Source organism: Pseudoalteromonas sp. L23 (genome assembly GCF_021728455.1).
Taxonomy (GTDB): domain Bacteria; phylum Pseudomonadota; class Gammaproteobacteria; order Enterobacterales; family Alteromonadaceae; genus Pseudoalteromonas.
Genome location: NZ_JAKKCW010000005.1, coordinates 263,841 through 285,033, shown reverse-complemented (window position 1 = coordinate 285,033; position 21,193 = coordinate 263,841). Strand labels below are relative to the sequence as shown.

The 21,193-nt window shown below is 42.1% G+C and carries 23 protein-coding genes; 15 read left to right on the top strand and 8 right to left on the bottom strand.

The genetic code is table 11. The features are described 5' to 3' along the window. Positions 1 to 5: 5 nt before the first annotated feature. Genes trpD through trpA form a run of 4 tightly spaced genes read left to right on the top strand, consistent with a single transcriptional unit; the run spans position 6 to position 4,362 of the window. Entirely contained in the window at positions 6 to 1,010 is a 1,005-nt protein-coding gene (gene trpD / locus L3V43_RS11435; RefSeq protein WP_237116510.1) for an anthranilate phosphoribosyltransferase, read from the top strand. Continuing rightward, the gene (trpCF, locus tag L3V43_RS11430) at positions 1,003 to 2,367 is read left to right on the top strand and encodes a bifunctional indole-3-glycerol-phosphate synthase TrpC/phosphoribosylanthranilate isomerase TrpF (protein WP_237116511.1); all 1,365 of its coding nucleotides are present in this window, start codon (positions 1,003 to 1,005) and stop codon (positions 2,365 to 2,367) included. The genes trpD and trpCF overlap by 8 nt, the downstream gene beginning before the upstream one ends. 7 nt (positions 2,368 to 2,374) lie before the next feature. After that, on the top strand, positions 2,375 to 3,559 hold the full coding sequence (gene trpB, locus L3V43_RS11425) for a tryptophan synthase subunit beta (RefSeq protein WP_010604969.1): 1,185 nt from the start codon (positions 2,375 to 2,377) through the stop codon (positions 3,557 to 3,559). Beyond that, positions 3,556 to 4,362 (top strand): tryptophan synthase subunit alpha, encoded by an 807-nt coding sequence (trpA, locus tag L3V43_RS11420; RefSeq protein WP_010604970.1) that lies wholly within the window; start codon positions 3,556 to 3,558, stop codon positions 4,360 to 4,362. The genes trpB and trpA overlap by 4 nt, the downstream gene beginning before the upstream one ends. A gap of 42 nt (positions 4,363 to 4,404) precedes the next feature. On the opposite strand, the gene L3V43_RS11415 is transcribed toward trpA, so the two are convergent. Further along, a complete protein-coding gene (locus L3V43_RS11415; protein ID WP_010604971.1) occupies positions 4,405 to 4,677 on the bottom strand; it encodes an HU family DNA-binding protein in 273 nt (90 codons plus the stop codon). A 122-nt stretch (positions 4,678 to 4,799) separates the two neighbouring features. On the opposite strand from L3V43_RS11415, the gene L3V43_RS11410 reads away from it, so the two are divergent. Both L3V43_RS11410 and L3V43_RS11405 read left to right on the top strand, forming a co-directional pair. Further along, a complete protein-coding gene (locus L3V43_RS11410) occupies positions 4,800 to 5,369 on the top strand; it encodes an inner membrane-spanning protein YciB (protein ID WP_010604972.1) in 570 nt (189 codons plus the stop codon). A 90-nt stretch (positions 5,370 to 5,459) separates the two neighbouring features. Next, a complete protein-coding gene (locus L3V43_RS11405; RefSeq protein WP_102056944.1) occupies positions 5,460 to 6,101 on the top strand; it encodes a CPBP family intramembrane glutamic endopeptidase in 642 nt (213 codons plus the stop codon). 72 nt (positions 6,102 to 6,173) lie between these two features. Here the strand turns inward: L3V43_RS11405 and L3V43_RS11400 are convergent, their stop codons facing one another. Then, on the bottom strand, positions 6,174 to 7,598 hold the full coding sequence (locus L3V43_RS11400; RefSeq protein ID WP_102056945.1) for a sodium-dependent transporter: 1,425 nt from the start codon (positions 7,596 to 7,598) through the stop codon (positions 6,174 to 6,176). A 221-nt stretch (positions 7,599 to 7,819) separates the two neighbouring features. Here L3V43_RS11400 and L3V43_RS11395 point away from each other — a divergent pair, with 221 nt between their 5' ends. From L3V43_RS11395 to L3V43_RS11375, 5 genes are all read left to right on the top strand, one after another. Continuing rightward, the gene (locus L3V43_RS11395; protein ID WP_102056946.1) at positions 7,820 to 8,119 is read left to right on the top strand and encodes a YciI family protein; all 300 of its coding nucleotides are present in this window, start codon (positions 7,820 to 7,822) and stop codon (positions 8,117 to 8,119) included. Between the two features lie 108 nt (positions 8,120 to 8,227). Next, positions 8,228 to 8,485: a PepSY domain-containing protein gene (locus L3V43_RS11390; RefSeq protein WP_010374059.1), complete on the top strand. Its 258-nt coding sequence runs from the start codon at positions 8,228 to 8,230 to the stop codon at positions 8,483 to 8,485. Positions 8,486 to 8,487: 2 nt separating this feature from the next. Beyond that, complete coding sequence (locus tag L3V43_RS11385) at positions 8,488 to 9,162, top strand: response regulator transcription factor (protein ID WP_010374057.1); 675 nt, start codon at positions 8,488 to 8,490, stop codon at positions 9,160 to 9,162. Continuing rightward, positions 9,156 to 10,499, top strand: coding sequence for an ATP-binding protein (locus tag L3V43_RS11380; protein WP_211866261.1), 1,344 nt, complete (start codon positions 9,156 to 9,158; stop codon positions 10,497 to 10,499). Before L3V43_RS11385 ends, L3V43_RS11380 begins: the two co-directional genes overlap by 7 nt. Then, complete coding sequence (locus tag L3V43_RS11375) at positions 10,483 to 10,917, top strand: hypothetical protein (RefSeq protein WP_010604978.1); 435 nt, start codon at positions 10,483 to 10,485, stop codon at positions 10,915 to 10,917. Before L3V43_RS11380 ends, L3V43_RS11375 begins: the two co-directional genes overlap by 17 nt. A gap of 121 nt (positions 10,918 to 11,038) precedes the next feature. Here the strand turns inward: L3V43_RS11375 and L3V43_RS11370 are convergent, their stop codons facing one another. After that, complete coding sequence (locus L3V43_RS11370; protein ID WP_237116512.1) at positions 11,039 to 12,076, bottom strand: AI-2E family transporter; 1,038 nt, start codon at positions 12,074 to 12,076, stop codon at positions 11,039 to 11,041. 115 nt (positions 12,077 to 12,191) lie between these two features. Here L3V43_RS11370 and L3V43_RS11365 point away from each other — a divergent pair, with 115 nt between their 5' ends. Next, positions 12,192 to 13,088, top strand: a complete 897-nt coding sequence (locus L3V43_RS11365) for a TIGR01777 family oxidoreductase (protein WP_235367748.1) — start codon at positions 12,192 to 12,194, stop codon at positions 13,086 to 13,088. A 14-nt stretch (positions 13,089 to 13,102) separates the two neighbouring features. On the opposite strand, the gene L3V43_RS11360 is transcribed toward L3V43_RS11365, so the two are convergent. Next, positions 13,103 to 14,428 (bottom strand): murein transglycosylase domain-containing protein, encoded by a 1,326-nt coding sequence (locus tag L3V43_RS11360; RefSeq protein WP_235367747.1) that lies wholly within the window; start codon positions 14,426 to 14,428, stop codon positions 13,103 to 13,105. Between the two features lie 41 nt (positions 14,429 to 14,469). Then, complete coding sequence (locus L3V43_RS11355) at positions 14,470 to 15,048, bottom strand: LPP20 family lipoprotein (protein ID WP_010604982.1); 579 nt, start codon at positions 15,046 to 15,048, stop codon at positions 14,470 to 14,472. Between the two features lie 176 nt (positions 15,049 to 15,224). Here L3V43_RS11355 and L3V43_RS11350 point away from each other — a divergent pair, with 176 nt between their 5' ends. The 3 genes from L3V43_RS11350 to L3V43_RS11340 are packed head-to-tail and all read left to right on the top strand — an operon-like array spanning position 15,225 to position 18,496. After that, entirely contained in the window at positions 15,225 to 16,886 is a 1,662-nt protein-coding gene (locus tag L3V43_RS11350; protein ID WP_235367746.1) for a hypothetical protein, read from the top strand. Between the two features lie 4 nt (positions 16,887 to 16,890). Further along, positions 16,891 to 17,508 carry a penicillin-binding protein activator LpoB gene (locus L3V43_RS11345; RefSeq protein WP_174168739.1) on the top strand — a complete coding sequence of 206 codons (618 nt, stop codon included), beginning with the start codon at positions 16,891 to 16,893 and terminating at the stop codon, positions 17,506 to 17,508. Then, on the top strand, positions 17,456 to 18,496 hold the full coding sequence (locus tag L3V43_RS11340; protein WP_237116513.1) for a hypothetical protein: 1,041 nt from the start codon (positions 17,456 to 17,458) through the stop codon (positions 18,494 to 18,496). Before L3V43_RS11345 ends, L3V43_RS11340 begins: the two co-directional genes overlap by 53 nt. 36 nt (positions 18,497 to 18,532) lie before the next feature. Here the strand turns inward: L3V43_RS11340 and L3V43_RS11335 are convergent, their stop codons facing one another. The 3 genes from L3V43_RS11335 to yejK all read right to left on the bottom strand — a co-directional run bounded on the left by L3V43_RS11335 (position 18,533) and on the right by yejK (position 21,192). Further along, on the bottom strand, positions 18,533 to 18,937 hold the full coding sequence (locus L3V43_RS11335) for a phosphate ABC transporter substrate-binding protein (protein WP_010374038.1): 405 nt from the start codon (positions 18,935 to 18,937) through the stop codon (positions 18,533 to 18,535). A gap of 10 nt (positions 18,938 to 18,947) precedes the next feature. Next, positions 18,948 to 20,024, bottom strand: coding sequence for a porin (locus tag L3V43_RS11330; protein WP_010604987.1), 1,077 nt, complete (start codon positions 20,022 to 20,024; stop codon positions 18,948 to 18,950). A gap of 154 nt (positions 20,025 to 20,178) precedes the next feature. Next, positions 20,179 to 21,192 (bottom strand): nucleoid-associated protein YejK, encoded by a 1,014-nt coding sequence (gene yejK, locus L3V43_RS11325; protein WP_102056952.1) that lies wholly within the window; start codon positions 21,190 to 21,192, stop codon positions 20,179 to 20,181. Position 21,193: the final 1 nt, after the last annotated feature.

Below are 21,193 nucleotides of genomic sequence, written 5' to 3'. Positions count from 1 at the left end.
GCACGATGGAAAAGTTACAACCTCTATTACAGCAACAAGATTTATCGTTCGACGCCGCCAAATCCTTGTTTAGCGATATTATGGCTGGACAACTGAGCGACATCGAACTTACCGCAGCGCTGCTTGCGCTAAAGTTTAAAGGTGAAACAGCGGCGGAAATAGCCGGAGCAGCTCAGGCCATGCGTGATCATGCCACCGCATTTGACAAGCAAAATCTACTCGCAGCAGACAGCTGTGGTACGGGTGGCGATGGCACAAATACCATCAACGTGAGTACCACCGCCGCCATTGTCGCCGCAGCATGTGGTATTAATATGGTCAAACACGGTAATCGCAGCGTGAGCAGTAAATCAGGTTCCGCGGATTTACTAAAAGCACTTGGGATCAACATTGATATGACCCCCGCACTTGCAGAAAAGTGCTTAGCAGAGACCGGCTTTACCTTTTTGTTTGCGCCGCATTACCACGCCGGTGTAAAACATGCCATGCCGGTTCGCACGCAACTAAAAACACGCACGATATTTAATATTCTCGGGCCATTGGCAAACCCTGCTAAGCCTGAGGTGCAATTACTCGGCGTTTACGACCCTGCCCTTGTTTTACCCATGGCTGAAACGTTAAACCGTTTAGGTACGAAACGAGCGATGGTAGTTCACGGTAGTGGCACAGATGAAATTGCCCTACACGGCGAAACGCTAGTCGCAGAAGTAAAGCAGGGTGAAGTGACGCAATACACCGTTACCCCAAGCGATTTTGGACTAGAAAACTATTCACTTGAATCTATTGCTGGTGATACGCCAGAATATAACGCGAAAGCGAGCCTTGCGATTTTAAATGGTGAAGGCGAAGCAGCACACAATGCAGCGATTATTGCAAACGTTGCAGCCTTGTTGGTATTAACCGATAAGGCGTCAGATTTTAAAACCGCAAGCCAACAAGTACGCGAAGTGCTTGCTAGCAAGAAAGCCATGACAACCTTGGCTAACATTGTAGAGGTGAGTAATGGCTAATGTATTAGAAAAAATTGTTGCCGATAAAGTCGAAGAATTAAAAGCGCGCAAGGCGCAGCGTCCGTTAAGTGACTTTATCGATGAAGTAACCCCCACCACGCTTAACTTTATCGCTGCGTTGGCGCAAGCTGGGACCCAATTTATTTTAGAGTGCAAAAAGGCGTCACCTTCAAAAGGCCTTATTCGCTCACATTTTGATTTGACTGAAATTACCAATGTTTATCGTAAGTACGCGACGTGTATTAGTGTGCTAACCGACGAAAAATACTTTCAAGGCAGTTATGAATACCTTGCCACGGTGAGAAAGCTGGTTGATCAGCCTCTGATCTGTAAAGACTTCTTTATTGATGAATACCAAGTTTATCTCGCCCGCTTACACGGTGGCGATGCCATTCTTTTGATGTTGTCTGTATTAAATGACGAAGAATATTTGGCACTAGCGAGCGTGGCTAAATCACTTAATATGTCGATTTTAACGGAAGTAAGCAACGAAGAAGAAGTGACAAGAGCGCTTGCGTTAGATGCTGAACTTATCGGTATTAACAATCGTGATCTCAGAGATTTATCAACGGATTTAGCAACAACAGAAAAGCTACGAGCGTTAATCCCCGAAGACAAAGTGGTGATTTCAGAGTCTGGCATATACACGCACCGCGATGTGAAACGCTTATCACCGATTTGTGACGGCTTTTTGGTTGGCAGCTCACTGATGGCTGAACAGGACTTAGAACTTGCTTGCAGACGCTTGATTTTGGGCGAAAACAAAGTGTGTGGTCTTACTCGAAGCCAAGATGCGCAAGCAGCTTATGAAGCTGGAGCGGTATACGGTGGCCTTATCTTTTATCCAAAATCGCCTCGTTATGTCGACATTGATTGTGCGAAGGCCGTCGCCGATAGCGCACCGCTCAAGTACGTTGGTGTGTTCGTTAACGCACCGCTTGAGCAAGTTGCTGAGTATGCGCAAATATTAAAACTGAGTGCAGTGCAATTACATGGCAATGAAGATGCGCTGTACATCGATACCCTGCGAAAACAACTTCCAGTTACCTGTCAAATTTGGAAAGCACAAGGTGTGGACACAGCACTGCCAAGCCCCTTCGCTGGCGTAGACAAGCAATTGTACGATACCAAAACCGACACCGCATTTGGTGGCACGGGACAAGTGTTTGATTGGCAGCTATTAAATCGTAGTTCGAGCAATTATATGTTGGCTGGCGGCCTAAACCCCGACAACATTCACGGTGCCGTCAATATAGGTGCCGATGGTTTTGACCTAAATTCAGGCGTTGAGCAATCGCCTGGTAAAAAATGCGCTCAAAAAATCGCAAACGCGTTTACACAAATTCGAAAATATTGAGGTGGACATGAGTAATTCAGCTTATTTTGGTGACTTCGGAGGCATGTTCGTGCCCGAGTTACTCGTACCTGCGTTAAAGCAGTTAGAACAGGAATTTTATAAATCACAAAAAGACCCAGAATTTCAGCAAGAGTTTTATCAACTTTTGAATGAATTTGCGGGTCGCCCAACACCACTGACCAAGACACGCAACTTAGTTAAAAACCCTAAGGTCAAACTGTACTTAAAGCGTGAAGATTTACTTCACGGTGGTGCACACAAGACCAACCAAGTGTTAGGTCAAGCGCTCTTAACCAAACGTATGGGTAAAAAAGAAGTCATTGCTGAAACCGGCGCTGGACAACATGGTGTTGCAACCGCCCTAGCCTGCTCATTACTCGGCTTAAAGTGCCGAGTATACATGGGGGCTAAAGATGTTGAGCGTCAGCAACCAAACGTATTTAGAATGCGTTTGATGGGTGCGGAAGTTATCCCAGTTACCGCTGGCTCAGGCACATTAAAAGACGCGGTAAATGAAGCATTACGTGACTGGTCTGCAAACTACAAAACGGCACATTATTTACTCGGAACGGCTGCAGGTCCTCACCCGTTCCCGACGATTGTCCGAGAGTTCCAAAAAATGATTGGTGAAGAAGCGAAACAACAAGTACTAAAAGCAGAAGGTCGTTTGCCAGATGCGGTTATCGCTTGTGTGGGCGGCGGCTCAAATGCTATTGGTATGTTCGCAGATTTTATTGACGAAAAAGGCGTGAAATTAATCGGGGTGGAACCGGCTGGTAAAGGCTTGGATACTGACGAACACGGCGCAGCATTATGTAAAGGTACTAAAGGTATTTTACATGGCGCCTATACCTATATCATGCAGAACAAAGATGGCCAAATTGAAGAATCTTATTCTGTCTCAGCAGGTCTTGACTACCCAGCTGTTGGTCCACAACACGCCTACCTTCATGAAACAGGCCGCGCGCAATATGTTGGCATTACCGACACTGAAGCATTAAATGCCTTTCAAGCGCTTGCTAAACACGAAGGTATTATTCCAGCCCTAGAGTCAAGCCATGCTCTGGCATACGCACTAAAATATGCAGAAGCGCAAACGGAAGAAACGGTGATTGTTGTTAACTTAAGTGGTCGCGGAGACAAAGACTTAGCTCACGTCCACCAGGTACTATCTGAGCGAGGTGAACTATGAGACGTTATGACGCGATGTTCGCGCACTTAAATGAAAAAAACCAAGGTGCATTTGTTCCTTTCGTGACGATTGGTGATCCCGATAAGGCACTCAGTATTGAGATCATCAAAAGCCTGATTGACGGTGGCGCTGATGCATTGGAGCTCGGTATTCCGTTTTCCGATCCCATCGCTGATGGTCCTGTTATCCAAGCGGCTAACATCCGTGCATTAGAGCAAGATGTTAATACGCAAGACTGTCTTGAGATCATCGCTGAAATTCGTCGCTACAACAGTGATATTCCAATTGGTTTGCTGCTTTACTCAAACTTGATTTTTGCTCGTGGTATTGAGCAGTTTTATCAAGACGCCAAAACTGCGGGTGTGGATTCTATCTTAGTTGCTGATGTGCCACTGCACGAAGCCAAACCGTTTAGGCTCACTGCAATGGCAAATGACATCGCGCCCATTTTCATTGCCACACCGAATGCCTGCGATGATACGTTACGAGAATGCGCCACCCGAGGTCGTGGCTATACCTATTTACTTTCGCGTGCAGGCGTGACAGGTACAGAAACGACAGCACAAATGCCGGCAACAGAGATGATCACCAAACTTATCGAATATCATGCTGCGCCTCCACTGCTAGGGTTTGGTATTTCTGAACCGGAGCATGTAAAGCATGCGATTGGCTCAGGTGCAGCAGGTGCGATAAGTGGCTCTGCAGTGGTGAAAATCATCGAAAAACACTTGGATGACCCTAGCACCATGTGCTTTGAGCTAAAAACCTTTGTTGAGCGAATGAAAGCTGCAACGCAGAAGTAATATTACTTTCAAGCCAGTGTTTAACACTGGCTTTTCTTAGAATTAACGCAAGTTATCTTTTAAGGCTTTAGCAGGCTTAAATAATACCTTATTTTGTCCCTCAATGGTGATGGTCTCACCCGTTTGAGGATTACGTCCTTGCTTTGGGGGATGATAACTTAACGCGAATGTCCCAAGTCCATTGATTTGCATCTGATCGCCTTCTGACAAGCGCTTTTTAGTGGCCTGTAAAATGACATTTAACACCGTCTGTGAATCTTTCTTTGTTAATCCACTAATTTCCGCCATTTTTGTAACTAAATCGCTCTTATTCATGCAAATACCTCTGAACCATTGAATGAGCGCAGCAGGCTATGGGTTTCGTCAAAGAAAGTCAATGTTGATGTTCTCGCCGTATCTTGGTAAAACCCTTACAACCAACTTTGTTAGGATAAAAAATGTCATTTTTAATTGAGTACTTACCGCTTATCCTGTTTTTTGCGGTTTATAAGTTTGTCGATATTTTTTGGGCAACGGGTGTGCTAATCATCGCTTCTCTTATACAGGTTGCACACCAATACATCACTAAGCGCGAAGTCGCAAAACGTCATTGGGTATTCTTAGCGATTGCGTTGATCCTCGGTGGAATGACGATTTTCTTCCATGATGAGCAATTTATAAAATGGAAAGCCACTATTATTTATGCAATTTTAGGTGTGGCTTTACTCGTATCGAGGTACTTGTTTAATAAAAACTTGGTAAAAGGCGCACTCGAAGGGGTATTAAAGTCAGTAGCTGAGAAGGAAAAAAGCGAGATTGATATTGATTTACCAGTAAAAGACTGCGACCAATTAAACCTATTTTGGGCAGTATTACTTTTCTTCATCGCTGGCCTAAACCTTTACGTTGCGTACCACTTCTCTCTTGATTTTTGGGTGAACTTTAAAGTCTTTGGTTTAATTGGGATCACCTTCGTTGCACTCCTCTTTACCATGTTTAAAATTCAAAAATATTTACCTGAAGAGTAACCATTCAAGGTTCATCTACAGCTGCTATAGTTAACGAGTAAGAGCTAACTATAGCGGCTTGTAGCCGCCAAATATTTTGGGGAACCAGCCTTGAACGCAAGCCAATACCGGTGGTGTGAACTCGTATTTGTATTCTTTGTCCTGCCCATTGTCGCTTATCAATTCCGTGATCACCTCAACAATTGGCTTTTTCCAGCACTGATCATTTTAATGGCAGTCTGTACCCATTTACTACTAACCGACCCCCATTTCAAACGATTTAGGTTAACCAGTTTGGGAGAGTTTTCGTCCGTCAAAAAACGTTTATTCACCACGTTTTTCGCAGGTGCGATGTTTTCAGCCATGCTCTATGGTTTAGTTAGTCAAGGAAATTGGTTTTCCCTGCCGCTCAATTCACCCAGCGACTGGTTATTATTATTATTTGCTTACCCTATTCTTTCTGTCTTACCACAAGAGTTAATTTTCAGGAGCTACTTCTTTCATCGCTATAAAAGGATTTTACCAAATAAAAACAACCGAGTTTTGTTAAGTGCATTGGTGTTTGCGCTTGCTCACTGCGTCTATGACAACTGGATAGCCGTGGCGTTATCTTTTGTTGGAGGACTACTATTTTCTTATACTTACGCACACAGCCGTTCCCTTGCCGTGTGTGTGTTAGAGCATAGCCTGTGGGGGCTGTGGATGTTTACAATAGGAGTTGGGCAGTACTTAGATTCGGGCGTAAAATTTTAGTGGCTTAGTGAAGAATAAACATCGGCGCATTAATACGCCGATGTCATCGTGCCCAAACCAAATGTTCCGTTGCTAGAAGCCAAAGATACTAAATGCAAAATATTTAGTTGCAACGGTATTAATGAAAATAGCTAACAGGATCACCGGGATGAATGTAGATAGGGAGAAATTAATATATTTCTCAGTAAAGCTGCCTACGTACCCCTCTGAACCTTGCGCAAGTTCTTCATTCAAACCAGATTTTTTCCAGCGATAAGTAACAAATAGACACAACAGCAGACCATTCAAGGGTAAAATAGTGTCGTAAAACACATCGTAGATTAGGTCAAAGAAGCTCTTCTGAGCATCGCCATAACTTACAAAACTTGTAAGCCAATCCACCATTCCAAAAGACATAGTAGATAGCACAGTCAAGATACCTGTGGTCAACGCTAAGATAATCAATGCCTTTTTACGTGAAATACATTTTTCTTCCATCAAAGTCGCTGTAGGCACCTCGACAATTGACACTAGCGACGTTATCGCAGCAAAGAAAACCAGTAAAAAGAAAGTACCTGCAACTATTGAGGCACCGACGTAGCCAATATCATCTTGTAAAGCCAATAACAATTTCGGCAAGTAATCGAAAATCATAGATACAGAAGAGTCAGATAACTTACTTGGATCTGTATTCGGATTGAAACTGAAGATAGCCGGAAGTACCATCAGACCTGCGATAAACGCCACTAATGAATCTGTAATAGCGACCATTTTAGAGCTACCGACGATGTCGTCTTTCTTAGAAATATACGAAGCGTATGTGATCAATATACCCATCCCCAAAGACAGTGAAAAGAACGCTTGTGACAGTGCGCCATTTAACACACTTGCATTCATCTTTTCGAAGTCAGGAACGATGTAATAGCGTACACCTGCCATCGCGTTATCAAGAGTTAATACGTATGCGACAAGGCCAATTAACATGACAAATAACGCTGGCATGAGTAACTTAGCTGCTTTTTCAATCCCTTCTTTTACACCGCCAACCAAGATAAGATTCACGATCACACCCACTATCAACATATAGATGAAAACATTGGTATCGTTGATAAAAGTGCCAAAGTACTTCGGAGAGGCGAGTGCATCTAAGTTACCTAAAGCTGTTTGCGCTAAGAAGCCAAAAATCCAAACGGTAATAACCATATAGAAGACGGCAATCATAAACGGCGTGAGTACAGCCAAGAATCCAGCTATTGACCACTTTTTATCATGATTAGATAGCAGCTTATATGCGCCAAACGGGTCCTTTTGGGCTTTCCTACCCATTGCCATTTCGGCCATCATGACAGGTAAACAGATAAACACTACAAATAGTGCATAGATTAGTAAAAATGCCCCACCACCATTTTTTGCGGCGGAAACAGGAAAGCCGACTAAGTTACCAATACCAACAGCAGAACCTGCAGCGGCAAGGATAAACCCTAATCGGGAGCTAAAATGCTCACGGTTTGCACTCATTGCAATCAACCTTATTATTATTTTCTACAAATATCCGAAGGACTCTACCAGTCAAGCTGAGTGTTTTTCAAGTTTAAATGTCTAATCACTGAAAAACTCTGTGTACATTTACTTTTGCACTGAGGGCGTTTTATCATAGTATTGATAAACGGGCCTGAACAGCCGACAAAATACGTAAAAATAACAATAATAACCTAGAAACCAATCCGGAACTAATACTTATGCTTTACATGATCTATTCAACCGACGCTGAAAACTCATTAGAAAAGCGTCTTGCTGTACGCCCTGCTCATCTAGCTCGTTTAGAAGAATTAAAACAACAAGGTCGATTGTTTGCAGCAGGCCCGTTACCGGCGATTGACTCGGAAGATCCTGGTGAAGCGGGTTTTGCGGGTTCTTTGGTTATTGCTGAGTTTGAAAACCTAGAAAGTGCACAGCAATGGGCGAGCGTCGATCCCTATATTGATGCTGGTGTCTATACTGCTAGTATTGTAAAACCGTACAAGCGAGTTCTGCCATAAAAGTTTACTGAACGTTAAGTTCAGCAAAGGTTAATTACAAAAGCACTAAATTTGTTTGAGATTTATGAAGTTTAGACACTTAGTATCTATGAAACTGTGGAGCTTAAAATGCGATTGCAACTCACTCTTTTAGCGTTGATTTTGGCGTTCGCTTCGAGTGTAGCAGACGCCAATAGCCGCAATGATAAAAATGTAAAGACAATTACAAAAAAAGAAGCTGTGTCTCTGGCGCTTGATAAGTACGCTGGGAAGACGCTTAAGATTTCTGAAGAAAATCAGTTTTTTGTGGTAAGAATTCTCCAACCAGATGGTCGAATTGTTGACTTAAAAGTAAACAAGAAGACAGGTGAAGTAAATAAGGACTAAGGATGCGTATTTTAGTTATCGAAGACGATATTCAACTAGCAGAAAACCTGCGAAATGCATTAGAGAAAGAAAAATATAGCGTTGACTTGTGTCATGATGGTGAGTCTGGATTATTTCACCTTGAAGAATATCCGTTAGATATGGCAGTAATCGACCTCGGTTTGCCAAAACTTGACGGTATTGAAATTATCCGTAGAGCACGTGCTAACGGCGTTAAGATCCCTATTTTAATCTTAACGGCACGCGACCGCTGGCAAGACAAGGTGGAAGGCCTTGATGCAGGTGCTGATGACTACCTCACTAAACCGTTTCATGTTGAAGAGCTAATTGCGCGCTGTAATGCACTTATTAGACGTAGCGCTGGACAAGCAAATCCAGAGATTTGCATTGGTCCAATCAAAATCCATACTCGCTCACAGCAAGTCTGGGTTAACGATAACGAGCTATCACTAACAGCCTATGAATATAAAGTTTTAGAATACTTAATGGTTAACCCACAAAAAGTCATTTCTAAATCTGAGCTCACTGAGCACATATACGATCAGGACTTTGACTTAGACTCTAACGTCATTGAAGTGTTTGTCTTAAGGCTGCGTAAGAAACTTGATCCTGATGGCACTCTGAACCCTGTTGAAACCCTTAGAGGACGTGGATATAGGTTTAAAAATCAGTGGTAAACAGCTCTCAAATTTCGCTTAAAATAAGACAAGGATTTATCCTTGTCTTTGTGCTTATTATTGCCCTTCCCGCGCTATTTTTCTCCGTGGGCAGGGCTTATTACTCTTCTTTAGTCGATGCGACTGAAAAAACATTGGAAGCCCACCTCTACTCACTTATCTCTGAAGTCGAATTTGTCTCTAACGGACTCGAAATGCCTCGCAGTATTCTTGCACCTGAGTTAAACAGATTGAATTCTGATACTTATGCACTGGTCTATCAAGATAACTCCCTCGTTTGGTATTCCGAGTCGGCTGTAAACCTCTCAATTTCACCTGACTTTTCAGAAAACCAGGCTGGAGCATCTGAGTTTAAGCGAGTTGAATATAATGGCGTACTGTTTTGGCAACTTAGCCTGACCGTTATTCTCGGAAATGCAGAGCAATCGCAGCAAGCCCGCTTTGTACTTTTAAAGAAAAATGACGCGCTGATGGAATTAATGTCAGGGTTTAGAAACACCTTGGTCAACTGGATGCTGGTTATGGGTGTAGTGATAGCCGGATTGATGGCATTTGGGTTTGTATGGAACGCAAGGCCGCTGCAACGACTCGATAGAGAAATTAAAGAGATTGAAGCTGGCGAGCGCGATAAGATCACAGGTCTTTACCCCGTCGAACTCCTAACAATCAAATCCGACTTAAACCTACTATTAGAATCTCAAAAGCGTCAAAAAGAGAGATATAGAGCTTCACTTAGCGACCTTGCGCACGCGTTAAAAACTCCCCTTGCGGTGATCAAATCCAGTCCACTGGCAAAAGATGCAGACGCTCAGGAGCAACTAGACAGAATCAATGCAATGATCGAACATCAATTGAAACGTGCTGCAACGGGCGCATCCGATACATGGAAGAAACAAACATCAGTAAAACCCGTACTTGACTCAATACTCAACGCCATGACTAAAGTGTATCACGACAAGCACATTCAATTTTCATCCGAATGTGGTGAGGAGGTTGCATTTTTAGGTGATAAAACGGATTTAATGGAAATTCTTGGTAATATTATAGATAACGCCTGTAAAGCATGTGGTTCCTTGGTCGATATAAAAGTAAGTGCACCTAAAAAGCGCCTACTAATCATAGAAGTAGAAGATGATGGCCCTGGCATTCCAGAGCATCGCCGCTCAGAACTACTAACCAGAGGTGCAAGATTAGACACCTATGAAGCTGGCCACGGCGTAGGAATGGCTATCGTATCTGATTTAGTTAAGTCCTATCATGGCTTGATGCAAATCGGTACTTCCAGACATGGTGGCGCGAAATTTACGATAGAGTTTAACCATGAAAAGAATAATTAGCAGTCTATTGGTATCGGGATTAACCTTTTCTGTGATTGCAGACGACGATGTCACACTACAAGACTGTACGAAGTATGAGTCAACGCACCCGGAAAAGGCAAAAAAATTCCTCATGTGCCTGGATGGCAATATCAACTTACTTGAACGTCATCGTCAAACCTGGATCACTAAGTTATTGCTCGATACTAAAAAGTACCAAGCGGACACTGGTAATACACAGATCTTGCCAATTATGGAACGTGCCCTTCGCAATCAGGAGGAATATATGGAAGACAGCTGCCGGTGGCGATACTTACTAGACATGCCAAACGCGACGCGCTCAGCGACAGCTTATAAAAATTGCAAAATTGCATTTTTAAAAGCGCACATCATCGAGCTAAAGAGCAGTAAAGTATTGAAAGAAGATTTGAATCTCTAGCGACATTTTTGATTGGATTATTAGGTGCTAAGCTTTAATAACCTGAGCTTCAGATAATGACGAGTAAACCTTAGAAAGGAGCTGTTTATAGCTCCTTTTTATTTGCCGGATCTCAGCGTTGTTAAGATGATCTATTATCGGGTTGTTCTGAACCGAGAAGGATTGCAAGCCATTTACCCTCTTCGCTGGTTTCAAGGGCAATTTTCACAACCATGGTAAGTGGCACAGAAAGCAGCATTCCAACAGTTCCGAGTAACCACCCCCAGAAGATTAACGAGAGAAACACTACCAAGGTCGATAAACCTAACCCTCGACCCATAAACCTTGGCTCAATAATGTTGCCCATCAAGGTATTAATACAAATGTAACCCACAGCAACAATGCCGCTCACCAATGGCCCCTGTGTCACTAAGGCCAGAAAAACAGGCGGCACAGCCGCAATGATTGAACCTATGTTTGGAATATAGTTAAGCAAAAATGCAACTACGCCCCAAAGCACGAAGTAATCAACATCTAACGCCCATAAAAAAACGGCCGCCACGACACCAGTCGCCAGTGAAACAAGCGTTTTAATCGCCAAATAGCTATTGATAGAATCTAAAAATCTATCAATTTGCTGCATTTTCATCTCTGGATCGTCTAGTGCGAGATGCACTTTGTGGCCCAAAGAAGGCGCTTCAAAAAGCATGAAGACGACGATAAGCAGAATTAAAAAACTATTTGCCATCACACCACCAAAGCCAGTCAGCATGTTGGTGGCCACATCGATTAGCTTATTTGGGTCTAGCATGCTAATAAGTTGTTGTTTATCCAATAATATATTGTAGTTCGCTGCAGTATTGACCAACCAAACGAACTTTTCTTGTAAGTCTTCTTTATAAGTTGGCAGCTGCTTAGAGAAATCATTGACTGATTGCCCAACAAGCCCACCAATGCTTGCACCAATTAAAATCACAAGTGCGATAATCACCAGAATGGCCAGACCTTTTGGTATCTTAAAACGGGCCAAAAGCTTGAGCATGGGATTACAGATAATCGCAATGAATGCGGCTAATATAAACGGCACAACAATCTCAGACGCAAGCTTGATCCCACCTAACACTAAAAATAGCGAGGCCAAAACCACCAGCGTTTTGTTAATTCCAGTCAGTGAAGACACAGTTCACTCCTTTTACTTTTTTACCATTCTAAAACAAACCACCTATAATGAAAATGAGTGATCTAACTCCTTGCTAAAACGTAAGTTTATTTTATTACAATAAAGAGTATTGAGAATGAATATATTCATAACAGGCGCTACAGGATTAATTGGTAAAAAGCTATGCCAATTTTTAGTACACAAACATAATCTGGTTGTACTGACCCGTTCGCCTTCAAAAGCTGTAAGCCTATTACCAGGAGGGGTTAGCTGCGTCACCGATACTGATGATGTCGACTTTAATGAGCTTGATGCGGTCATTAATCTTGCGGGTGAACCAATAGCCAATGGCCGGTGGAGCAAAGAAAGAAAACAAGAGATCTACAATAGCCGGATAAAAATCACTGAGCAAATCGTTACAGCGATAAACACTGCGACGTCACCGCCCAAGGTGTTTATTTCAGGTAGTGCAATAGGTTTTTATGGACGCCAACCGGATAACTTGACCATCACTGAAGATTTCAAGGATTACCATGATGAATTCTCCCATAGGCTGTGCCGAGATTGGGAAGATACCGCCTTTAGAGCCAGCTCCAGCCAAACTAGAATATGTATAATAAGAACAGGCATTGTGCTTTCAAAATCGGGAGGTGCTTTAGATAAAATGTTACCGCCTTTTCGATTTGGCGTTGGCGGCCCGATTGGTTCTGGAAGACAGGTGATGTCTTGGATCCATATCGACGATATGATTCAGGCGATAATGTATCTACTTAAACATGACGAGATCTGCGGTGTTATTAATGCAACAGCCCCAAACCCGGTATCAAATAAGCAATTTTCTCAAGCCTTAGCACGCGCTATCTCACGCCCTTGCCTATTTACCGTACCACCGTTTGTCCTCAAATTGGCATATGGTGAAATGTCAGAATTGCTATTGTACGGCCAATACGTCGTACCAAAAAAACTTCTCGATGCAGGTTATCGATTCCGCCACGATCATATTGAAGATGCCTTGAACGCACTTAACTTATAACTTTGTGCAATACTTTATTCAGATGGTATATAGAGCTTTTCCCGCGTTAAGACTTTATCCAGGTAATGTTTGGTTTCATCATACGGTAAACTTTTGTCTAGCGCTGCTAGTACGTTTTCTGGCGAGAGTGAATTAATTATCTTTGCTGCTTTTGTAATTGATCTCGAATCATCAGCATTAAAAACGCGAGCAACATTTCCAGCACCGGTGTTATAAGCCGCAATCGTGCAATACTTACGACTAAGTGGGTTATGTATTTTACTCAGGTAGCGCTTATCTAGAATATTCAGGTAAGCCGTCCCCGCTTCAATATTATTATCCGTCACATATAGATAAGGTGCCGACATCGGTTCATCGCGATTGTACAACATACGATTCACATCAACACCCGCACTCGTCGGTACTATCTGCATCAAACCAAACGCAGGAATGTGTGACTTTGCCATTGGGTTAAAGTGGCTTTCGGTGTGCATAACCGCAAAAATTAAACTAGGTTCAATGTCAAAGCGCTTCGCTTGTGCATTCACTTGGCTCACATAACGTTCTGCTCGATGCTTGGAAAGTTCAGTCTGCTTGGGTAGCTTAAGCACGATTTCAGATACGACAGTTGCTTCACTTTTACCAGTATTACTAGCTGTTTCTAATAGCTTTTTAAGGCGTTTTTGCTTTAACAACTCCAACTTTTTCTGTTGCGCTTGTTGTTGAGCCTCTGCTAATTTTGAATCTTCACCGTCAATGATGGCCTCATCCGTCTGACGTTCTATGTACCGTTGCTGTTGTTCAAATTGGCTATCTATTTGCTTTTTCGCTGCGATCAACGCTTTTGCACGAGCAGCGTTATCCACTTCACGTTTCGTTGTTTCACTTTGGTTTATCGCGAGCGTATCAACATTAAATACATCAATTACTGCACGGTCTTTTGCGGTAAATTCCTTGTATAGGGCTTGAAGTTGAGCCTGAGATACCTTTTCATCTTCTGCATGCCTAATGCTTACTACCAACTCATTGGCTTCAAAGTCGACAACCATTCTGGATGATAAATCGTCACTGTAGGTGACAAATGCAGCTTGATCAGCAACAGTTATATCTCCCCACTGTTGGATCACATTATCACGAAAGGCATCGTACTCTTCAAAATGCTCTTCGACATAATCAGCAAACTCACTTAATTGTTGGCGTTTATATTGCTCAAACTCGCTCAGCTCTTCATCATTAGGCTCGGAGGTTTGCCAACGTGACATTTTCTCTGATAGCTCTTCAAAAAGCTGGGCTTGACTCGCCACCGCACTTGGAATGGCACTTAACGCCATGACTAAAAATGAGTATATCGATTTGCGCATAGAGCGTTCCTTTCAAAAAATTAAAGCGTGAAACTCACGCTTTAATTAGTTAGCCTTGCAATTTCCTTCTCCAGATCTTTTTCTGCTTTGTAAGCTTTAAATTCTTGATATAAAAACTTTTCATCTTGAGGGTTTACACTGCGCTTACTTTCTTTGATCAAATCTTTGAAAAGTTCTTTAGTCTGATCAGGTGATAACGTCGTCAATGCACAGAAATAATCTTTACCAGAAATATCGATAACATCGGCCTTAACGATACGAGAGCCATTTAATGTTTGTTTAGTCAATTGTTTGGATACAGAGCTAAAGGTTGCGCCTACCGTTGTGTCATCGTTTGCATCTGTACGGTTCGCGAATGTCTTATCAAGGCCTTCAACACGGGTTTCAATTTGCTGAGCTAACGCAAGACGTGCATTTGCAACCGCCATTTTTTGATCGATTGAAATGTTGCCCGAGTATTTCACACAATCTGCTGCAGCTATACCATCTTCGATTGTTGGATTGAGAACCCATTCTGGAATATTAACTCTTGGGCTTGAAGCCGCATCATCTTTACTTGAACTACAAGCCGATAGCATCCCTATAACGGCCACTGATATAAGTAGTTGTTTTGCTTTCATGTTGGGTTCCTTAATTGCCCTGATTACGGAATAAAATTTATCAAAAAAATTATTGATTAACAGTAATAAATTGTAAAAACGATTTTTAACAATTTAGCACTTTCAATTCAATTTTTTACTATTTAATTTATTGTTATATGATTGAACACCACAACACTGCCATTATAAGAACAAGTATGCAAGGAATGCGATTCCAAATTGATTTATATAACTTCATGATAAAGCTCTTTATCTTTACAGGTTGCTTGATGCTGAGCGGCTGTAACTTGACCCCTAAAGCCAACAAGCAGGCCATAGAATACGCGGAGCAAGGAGATTTTATCTCAGCCCAACAGCGTATTGACGATGCCTATAAAAATTCATCTAGTGACGAATTATTGTATTACCTAGAATCAGGCATGTTAGCTCACTTACAACATCATTATGAGTTAAGTAATCAACATCTTTCTCACGCAAAAGAAATTATTGAAGCCGCTTACACTGTCAGCATCAGCGACCAGCTTTTTTCTGCTTTTACTGGTGCGAGTTACAAAAAATATACTGGCCGTGCTTTTCATAAACCTATGATCCATACATTAATGGCGCTTAATTATGTATCGTTAGCAAACGCATCAAAAGTGAATCGTGTTGCTATGTATGACTCTGCACTGACAGAAATGCGTCAACTGGATTTATATCTCTCTCAATTACAGCAACAAACCGGAGGCTACGTAAATCAGCAAAAGGCAGGAAATGATATTGAGCAAATTTTTAAAGCGATTTTTAATCAACCATTTATCAGCGGTGAACTTGAGTATAAAGACGATGCATTTGCACAGTATTTAAGCGGCGTTCTATATGAGCAACAAGGCGAGCTAGATAGTGCTCGGATCCAATATGAGCGAGCGGTGAGCGCATACAAAAATGGCTTTAGTAAACAATACAAACTAGGTCAATATGCAGGCCAACAAGCACAGCAAGACCTCAACAGAATGGTTGCAGACAAGGAAGAAAACTACTTCACATTAGTTCAAAGCTTAGGTGTATCACCGCAACGCAAAGAGTTTAACCTTTACCTTAGACCTGATGAAGAGGCACAAGCATTAGTGATTACGCCAATTTATTGGGGAACAAAAGAAGAACGCCAAGCCCAGTTCGCATGGTTTAATTTAATGTTTGCTGATACCAGTCTGTTTGATCTCATTCAAAACTATGCAACAGGCGACTTTAGCGATGTTGTATTAGGCACTGTCACAAAACGCTTACCTCTCGGTGATAAATTATGGCAAAAAGCGGTAGACGAAGGGGTGATTGATGCACTCAAGTATGGCAGTAGAATCTCGGTTACTTACTTACAACCTCATAAAAATGATATTCAACATGTTGCGCTTTTCGCCAACGGACAAAAACTTACAGAATTACACCCCTTTTATTCGGTAAACTTACTCACACTGTACGACGCGCTAGGTAATGCCAATATGGAAATTTACACCGCTATTTCACGAGAAGTGTTAAAAGCAGTCACAGCAAGTAAAGCTATAAAGCAAGTTGGCATCCAACAGAACTCGCTGTTGGCTGGGCTTGCTCAGCTAACATCATCTGTCACCAACGCCATTACAGCAGCGGCAGACACAAGGCAATGGCAATCTTTACCGGGTGAGATTAGAGTGGCTCGAGTGAAATTACCCGAAAATACCACTCACCTGCAATTGCAAACCCAATTAAGGACTGGCAGAGTAATTAAACAGGATATACCGCTGACTCAAACAGCACCATTGCTCAGCCACATTCGCACCTTCACCGGTGTAGCTGAACCAGAAAAACAAAATTATTTATCATCTCTAACTAACATGGACTGAATACATGAAGCCTAAATTTGCAGTTAAATTAGTTGTCCCAATGCTCATCGCGTCTTGCGCAGCTATGACGGGTTGTTCTTCAACAACCAAAGTGAGTCGCGTGGACGCCAATGAAGAAATAGCGCTTTCAGATAAATGGAATGCCAAAGACTCTCAGTTAGTTGCTGAAGCAATGATAAGCGATATGCTCGGCTTCCCTTGGGTACGTGAACACCGTGCCAAAGAAGGCACTCGACCCGCAATCATTATTCAATCTGTTCGTAACAAGTCGCATCAGCATATTGCAGTTGACACTTTTTTGAATGACCTCAAGCGCGCCATATTGCGAAGCGGGCAAGCTGACTTCGTCGCAAACCGCTATGTACGAGATGAAATTCGTGAGGAAAGGCGAGACCAAGAGCTTAATTCAAGCCTCGAAACTCGTAATGAGATCGGCCAAGAGCAAGGTGCTGATTATGCACTATCCGGCACGATTAACTCATTTGTTGATGAACAAGGTGGTAGTCGAGTCACTTTCTACCAAGTAGATCTTCGATTAATAGACATGACGACTAACCGAGAGGTGTGGAATGGACAGAAGAAAATTCAAAAACTTCAAGAGCGCAGCGGGTATGGTTTCTAAACGTCTAGCGTTACCTCTGTGTATTCTACTTAGTTTATCTGCCTGTCAGTCTACCAAGCAGGCTGTTGCAAAGGAAGAAAGCTTGCCCATTTGGGCTACACAGCAACCGAGTTCCGATTATCTAGTGTATGGCGTTGGTTCAGCGAGTCATATTGTAGATAGGACGGAAGCCAAACTTGCCGCCCAAGAAGCAGCTAGATTGGCGATTGCCAAACAGTTAAATGTGGAAATTGAAGGAACAACACAAGTTGCTCAAAGTCAAGCTAATGGCGATTTTTCGTATCGAGTGGATGAGATTTTATATTCTCGAGTCCCAAGTATACAATTACAGGGGATCAATATTGAGCAGGAGTTTTACTCCACAGAGCAAAAAACGGCCTATGCCCTTGCCTCATTTAACAAAATTGAGTCAAGAATGCACGCTGAGCTTGATATTAGACAACTTGACGAAGAGATCAGTAACGCGACTATTTCGGCACTAACCAATTCAGAAAAATTAAAAGAAGCGATGGCAATTAAGCGACTAATTGCTAAAAGACGCAAAGCAAACGAATATCACAGGCAATTAGGTGGCGGCAGCATTGCCATACCAACCTCAGTGAGCAACAAAAACAAAATGCTGAATGATTTTATTCAGTCATTAACTTTTAGTATTTCATCAAAGTTTTGGGGACAGGAGTCTATCCGCAATCAGTTAGCCGAGAGCCTGACTAAGCAAGGTCTTACTGTTGTGGGTGAAAAACAAAGTGCAGACTTTCAAATTGATTTTAGCGTTGATTTCGAAGACGTGAAGAAAAACAGCACTTATTATGTTTTTGCCAACTCAAGTTTAAAACTCATGGAAAACGATAAAGAAAAGGCGCATGTTTCTGCACAAATAAAAGCAGCGTCTAGTTTTGAGAACATGGCTAAGTCTAGTGCTGAAGAAAAGTCAGCAAAAATGCTAAGCAAAAAACTGACGATGTTAATCATTGATAGCAAAATCTAAAGTAAGGCCCTTTTATAGGGCCTTACTTATCTCTTCCTAAAATGACTTCACCACTTTAACGCTGCTATCTGCAGCTCCCGAAGATACAAACCCAATTAGGTTAGGGTTACTCGCAACGAGTTTAAGTACCTCAGCATCATCGGCGGCTTCTTTTGGTGGTGTCCCTTTTCCAGTAAATACTAATTTTGACCAATAAGCTTTAAGTTGGCTTGATGACTTATTAAGTACCTTTTCATTAAACTCATCGGTTACCGTCGAGCCATCAGCCTGAGTTATCGGAAGTGCTTTAGAGCCATCGGAGAATGACTTTGATTTACCAATAAAAATTTGCTTAATTTCATTTTCATCAAGTGTAGAGGTATTGGCAGGATTGACAATGACATCCACGGCTAGGCAACTAAAAGCGCTGCAAAGTAGAGTAAGTAAAAATAATTTTTTCATGCTTCTCTCCTTAAAATACCATGTCGATGCCAATTGTAATGGCTTTACTATCACCTGCGACCGCTAAACCAACGGAGTTATCCTCGACCTCATCGTACTGAATCTTGAAAGCAGCGGAGGAATGAAAATCCCAACGTACTCCAAACGAAGTGGTTTCATGGCTTTCGGCATCGTCGCCCTCGCCTTCAAAATCTGCGTAAGATACGAATGGCGTGATATTGTCAAAGCGATAGCCCAGTGTCAGCATCTTAGTGTCTAGATTGCCGTCTAAGTCCAACCGATTTAGCTCAGATAAAATAAAGAAATTTCCCCAGTCTGCATTTACTGCTAAACCATAAAACTTACCATCTCGCTCATCACTCCCCTCCCATAAAACAGGCTCTCCAGAGCGATACCGCTGGTTGGTGTAACGCATATGGGTTAAACGCACTTCAAGCCAATCATTACTGGTTTGAATTACGCCGCCTAGGATGTCTTTCCAGATTTCTCTAGTTGGCTCTTGAAAGAAAAACTCGCTCAACAGCTTATTGTCATCATCGTCTTCTTTACCGGCGTAAATATTCCCGCTTAATGACCAGTCGCCTATACTGCCGCTGTAGAGCATATTGATGCCATTATAATTAAAGATTTGCCAGGTGTAGTTGTCCGCGGGTGCACGCATCCAAATATAGGCGTAACCCACATCATAAAAGTCGGAGTAATAGAATAGCGGTAAGCGCTTTTTACCTGCTTGGAACGTCCAATTCTCATTAATCTCATAGGACAAATAAGCCCACTCGAACTTTGCATCAAAATCGTCTGCGCCGCGCGCAACAATTTGACCAGTAACACTTAAACCTTCTGTTAGATCAGCACTAAATTGAAGGCCCATCAGTGTTTCAGGTTCAAATGAGATATCCTCGTCGTAAACACTGACGATAGGATAATCGGCGAGAAATATTGGATCGTTTATTCCGAATTGTGGAACACCGCTTCCGCTCAGCACCTTACCAGCATTGATACTTGCGAATCCGGAAAAGTTAACCTCTGCATGCCCTGAAAAACAGGCAAGGCAAAGGGTACAACCTAAAGCTAGTTTCATCTTCATTGTAATTCATCCCAATTGCTTGTTCTACAAGTACTACATTGCAAGTATAGTTAAATTTAAGAAAATGCTAGCAAAAGCAGCAAATTGATATAAATATTTGCAGAAAAAGGGATGAAACAGGAACAAAAAAGCAGCTTACGCTGCTTTTTATAAACTAAGATTCGCCATTATAATAACGTTCAATTTGGTCCTTTAAGTTAGGCGGTACACCTTTAATCGTAAGTGTATCAGTCGCAGCATCATAAATAACCCGCTCACCCAAATGCTTACGTTCAAAGCCAACGCTTACTCCACCGCCAAGCCCGGAAAATTTCACCATACTCGTTACTGTCTTTTTATCGACAGGAAAGCTTTCTTCCAGCTCATAGCCCTGCTCTTTATAAAAGTCTTCAAACTTTACGTCTGAAGACTTAGAAAGCGTCTCGGACAGTGTATTAACATCTGCGTCCTCGCCGCTTGAAACACAGTCGTTACAGTAATCAAAAATTTCCTTGCGGATGTCGTCTTTTTCAGACTTTTCAAATTGCTGTGTAGACAAATAATCCTCAACCGCGTGTAACATAGTTTGTGATTGCTGCTTTGGATCGATCCCCTCTTCACAACCAAGAAAATCTAAAAAGAAATCAGCAACTTTTCGACCAGCACGCCCCTTAATGAAGGAAATATAACGGTTTTCTTCTGCGGCTGTATCCCAAGCATCTAAATCGATTCTAGCAGCCAATTGCATACGTGAAATATCTAAGTGTTTTGCTGCGGATAAGTCTAAGTCTGAGGTAATCGTGTAATGCTCTTTAATATTAATCAGTGCAATCATAATAAAATTGCTGGCAACATACTGATAATGACAAAACACTAAATACCCAGTTTCATGAAATGCATATTTATTAAGCTCTTCTTTAAGCACATTGGTTGCTTCTTGGGTTAAATTCCAAAAGTTAAGCTCATTATTTCTATAACTCTGCATCGCAGACGCGACCACACTGCTTTTTTCGCCGCTAAAAGCACAGAACCCTTTACCCGGTTTGCCATTGTAGGCATGATGCAATTGTTCAATGAAAACATTAACTTTGTCATTGACTTGCATTTCATCGTCACGTAGATGTATTTCGGTATCTTCGTCTTGTTTGTCTACATAGTGAACAACTAGTTTTTTTACCTCAACGCTCATC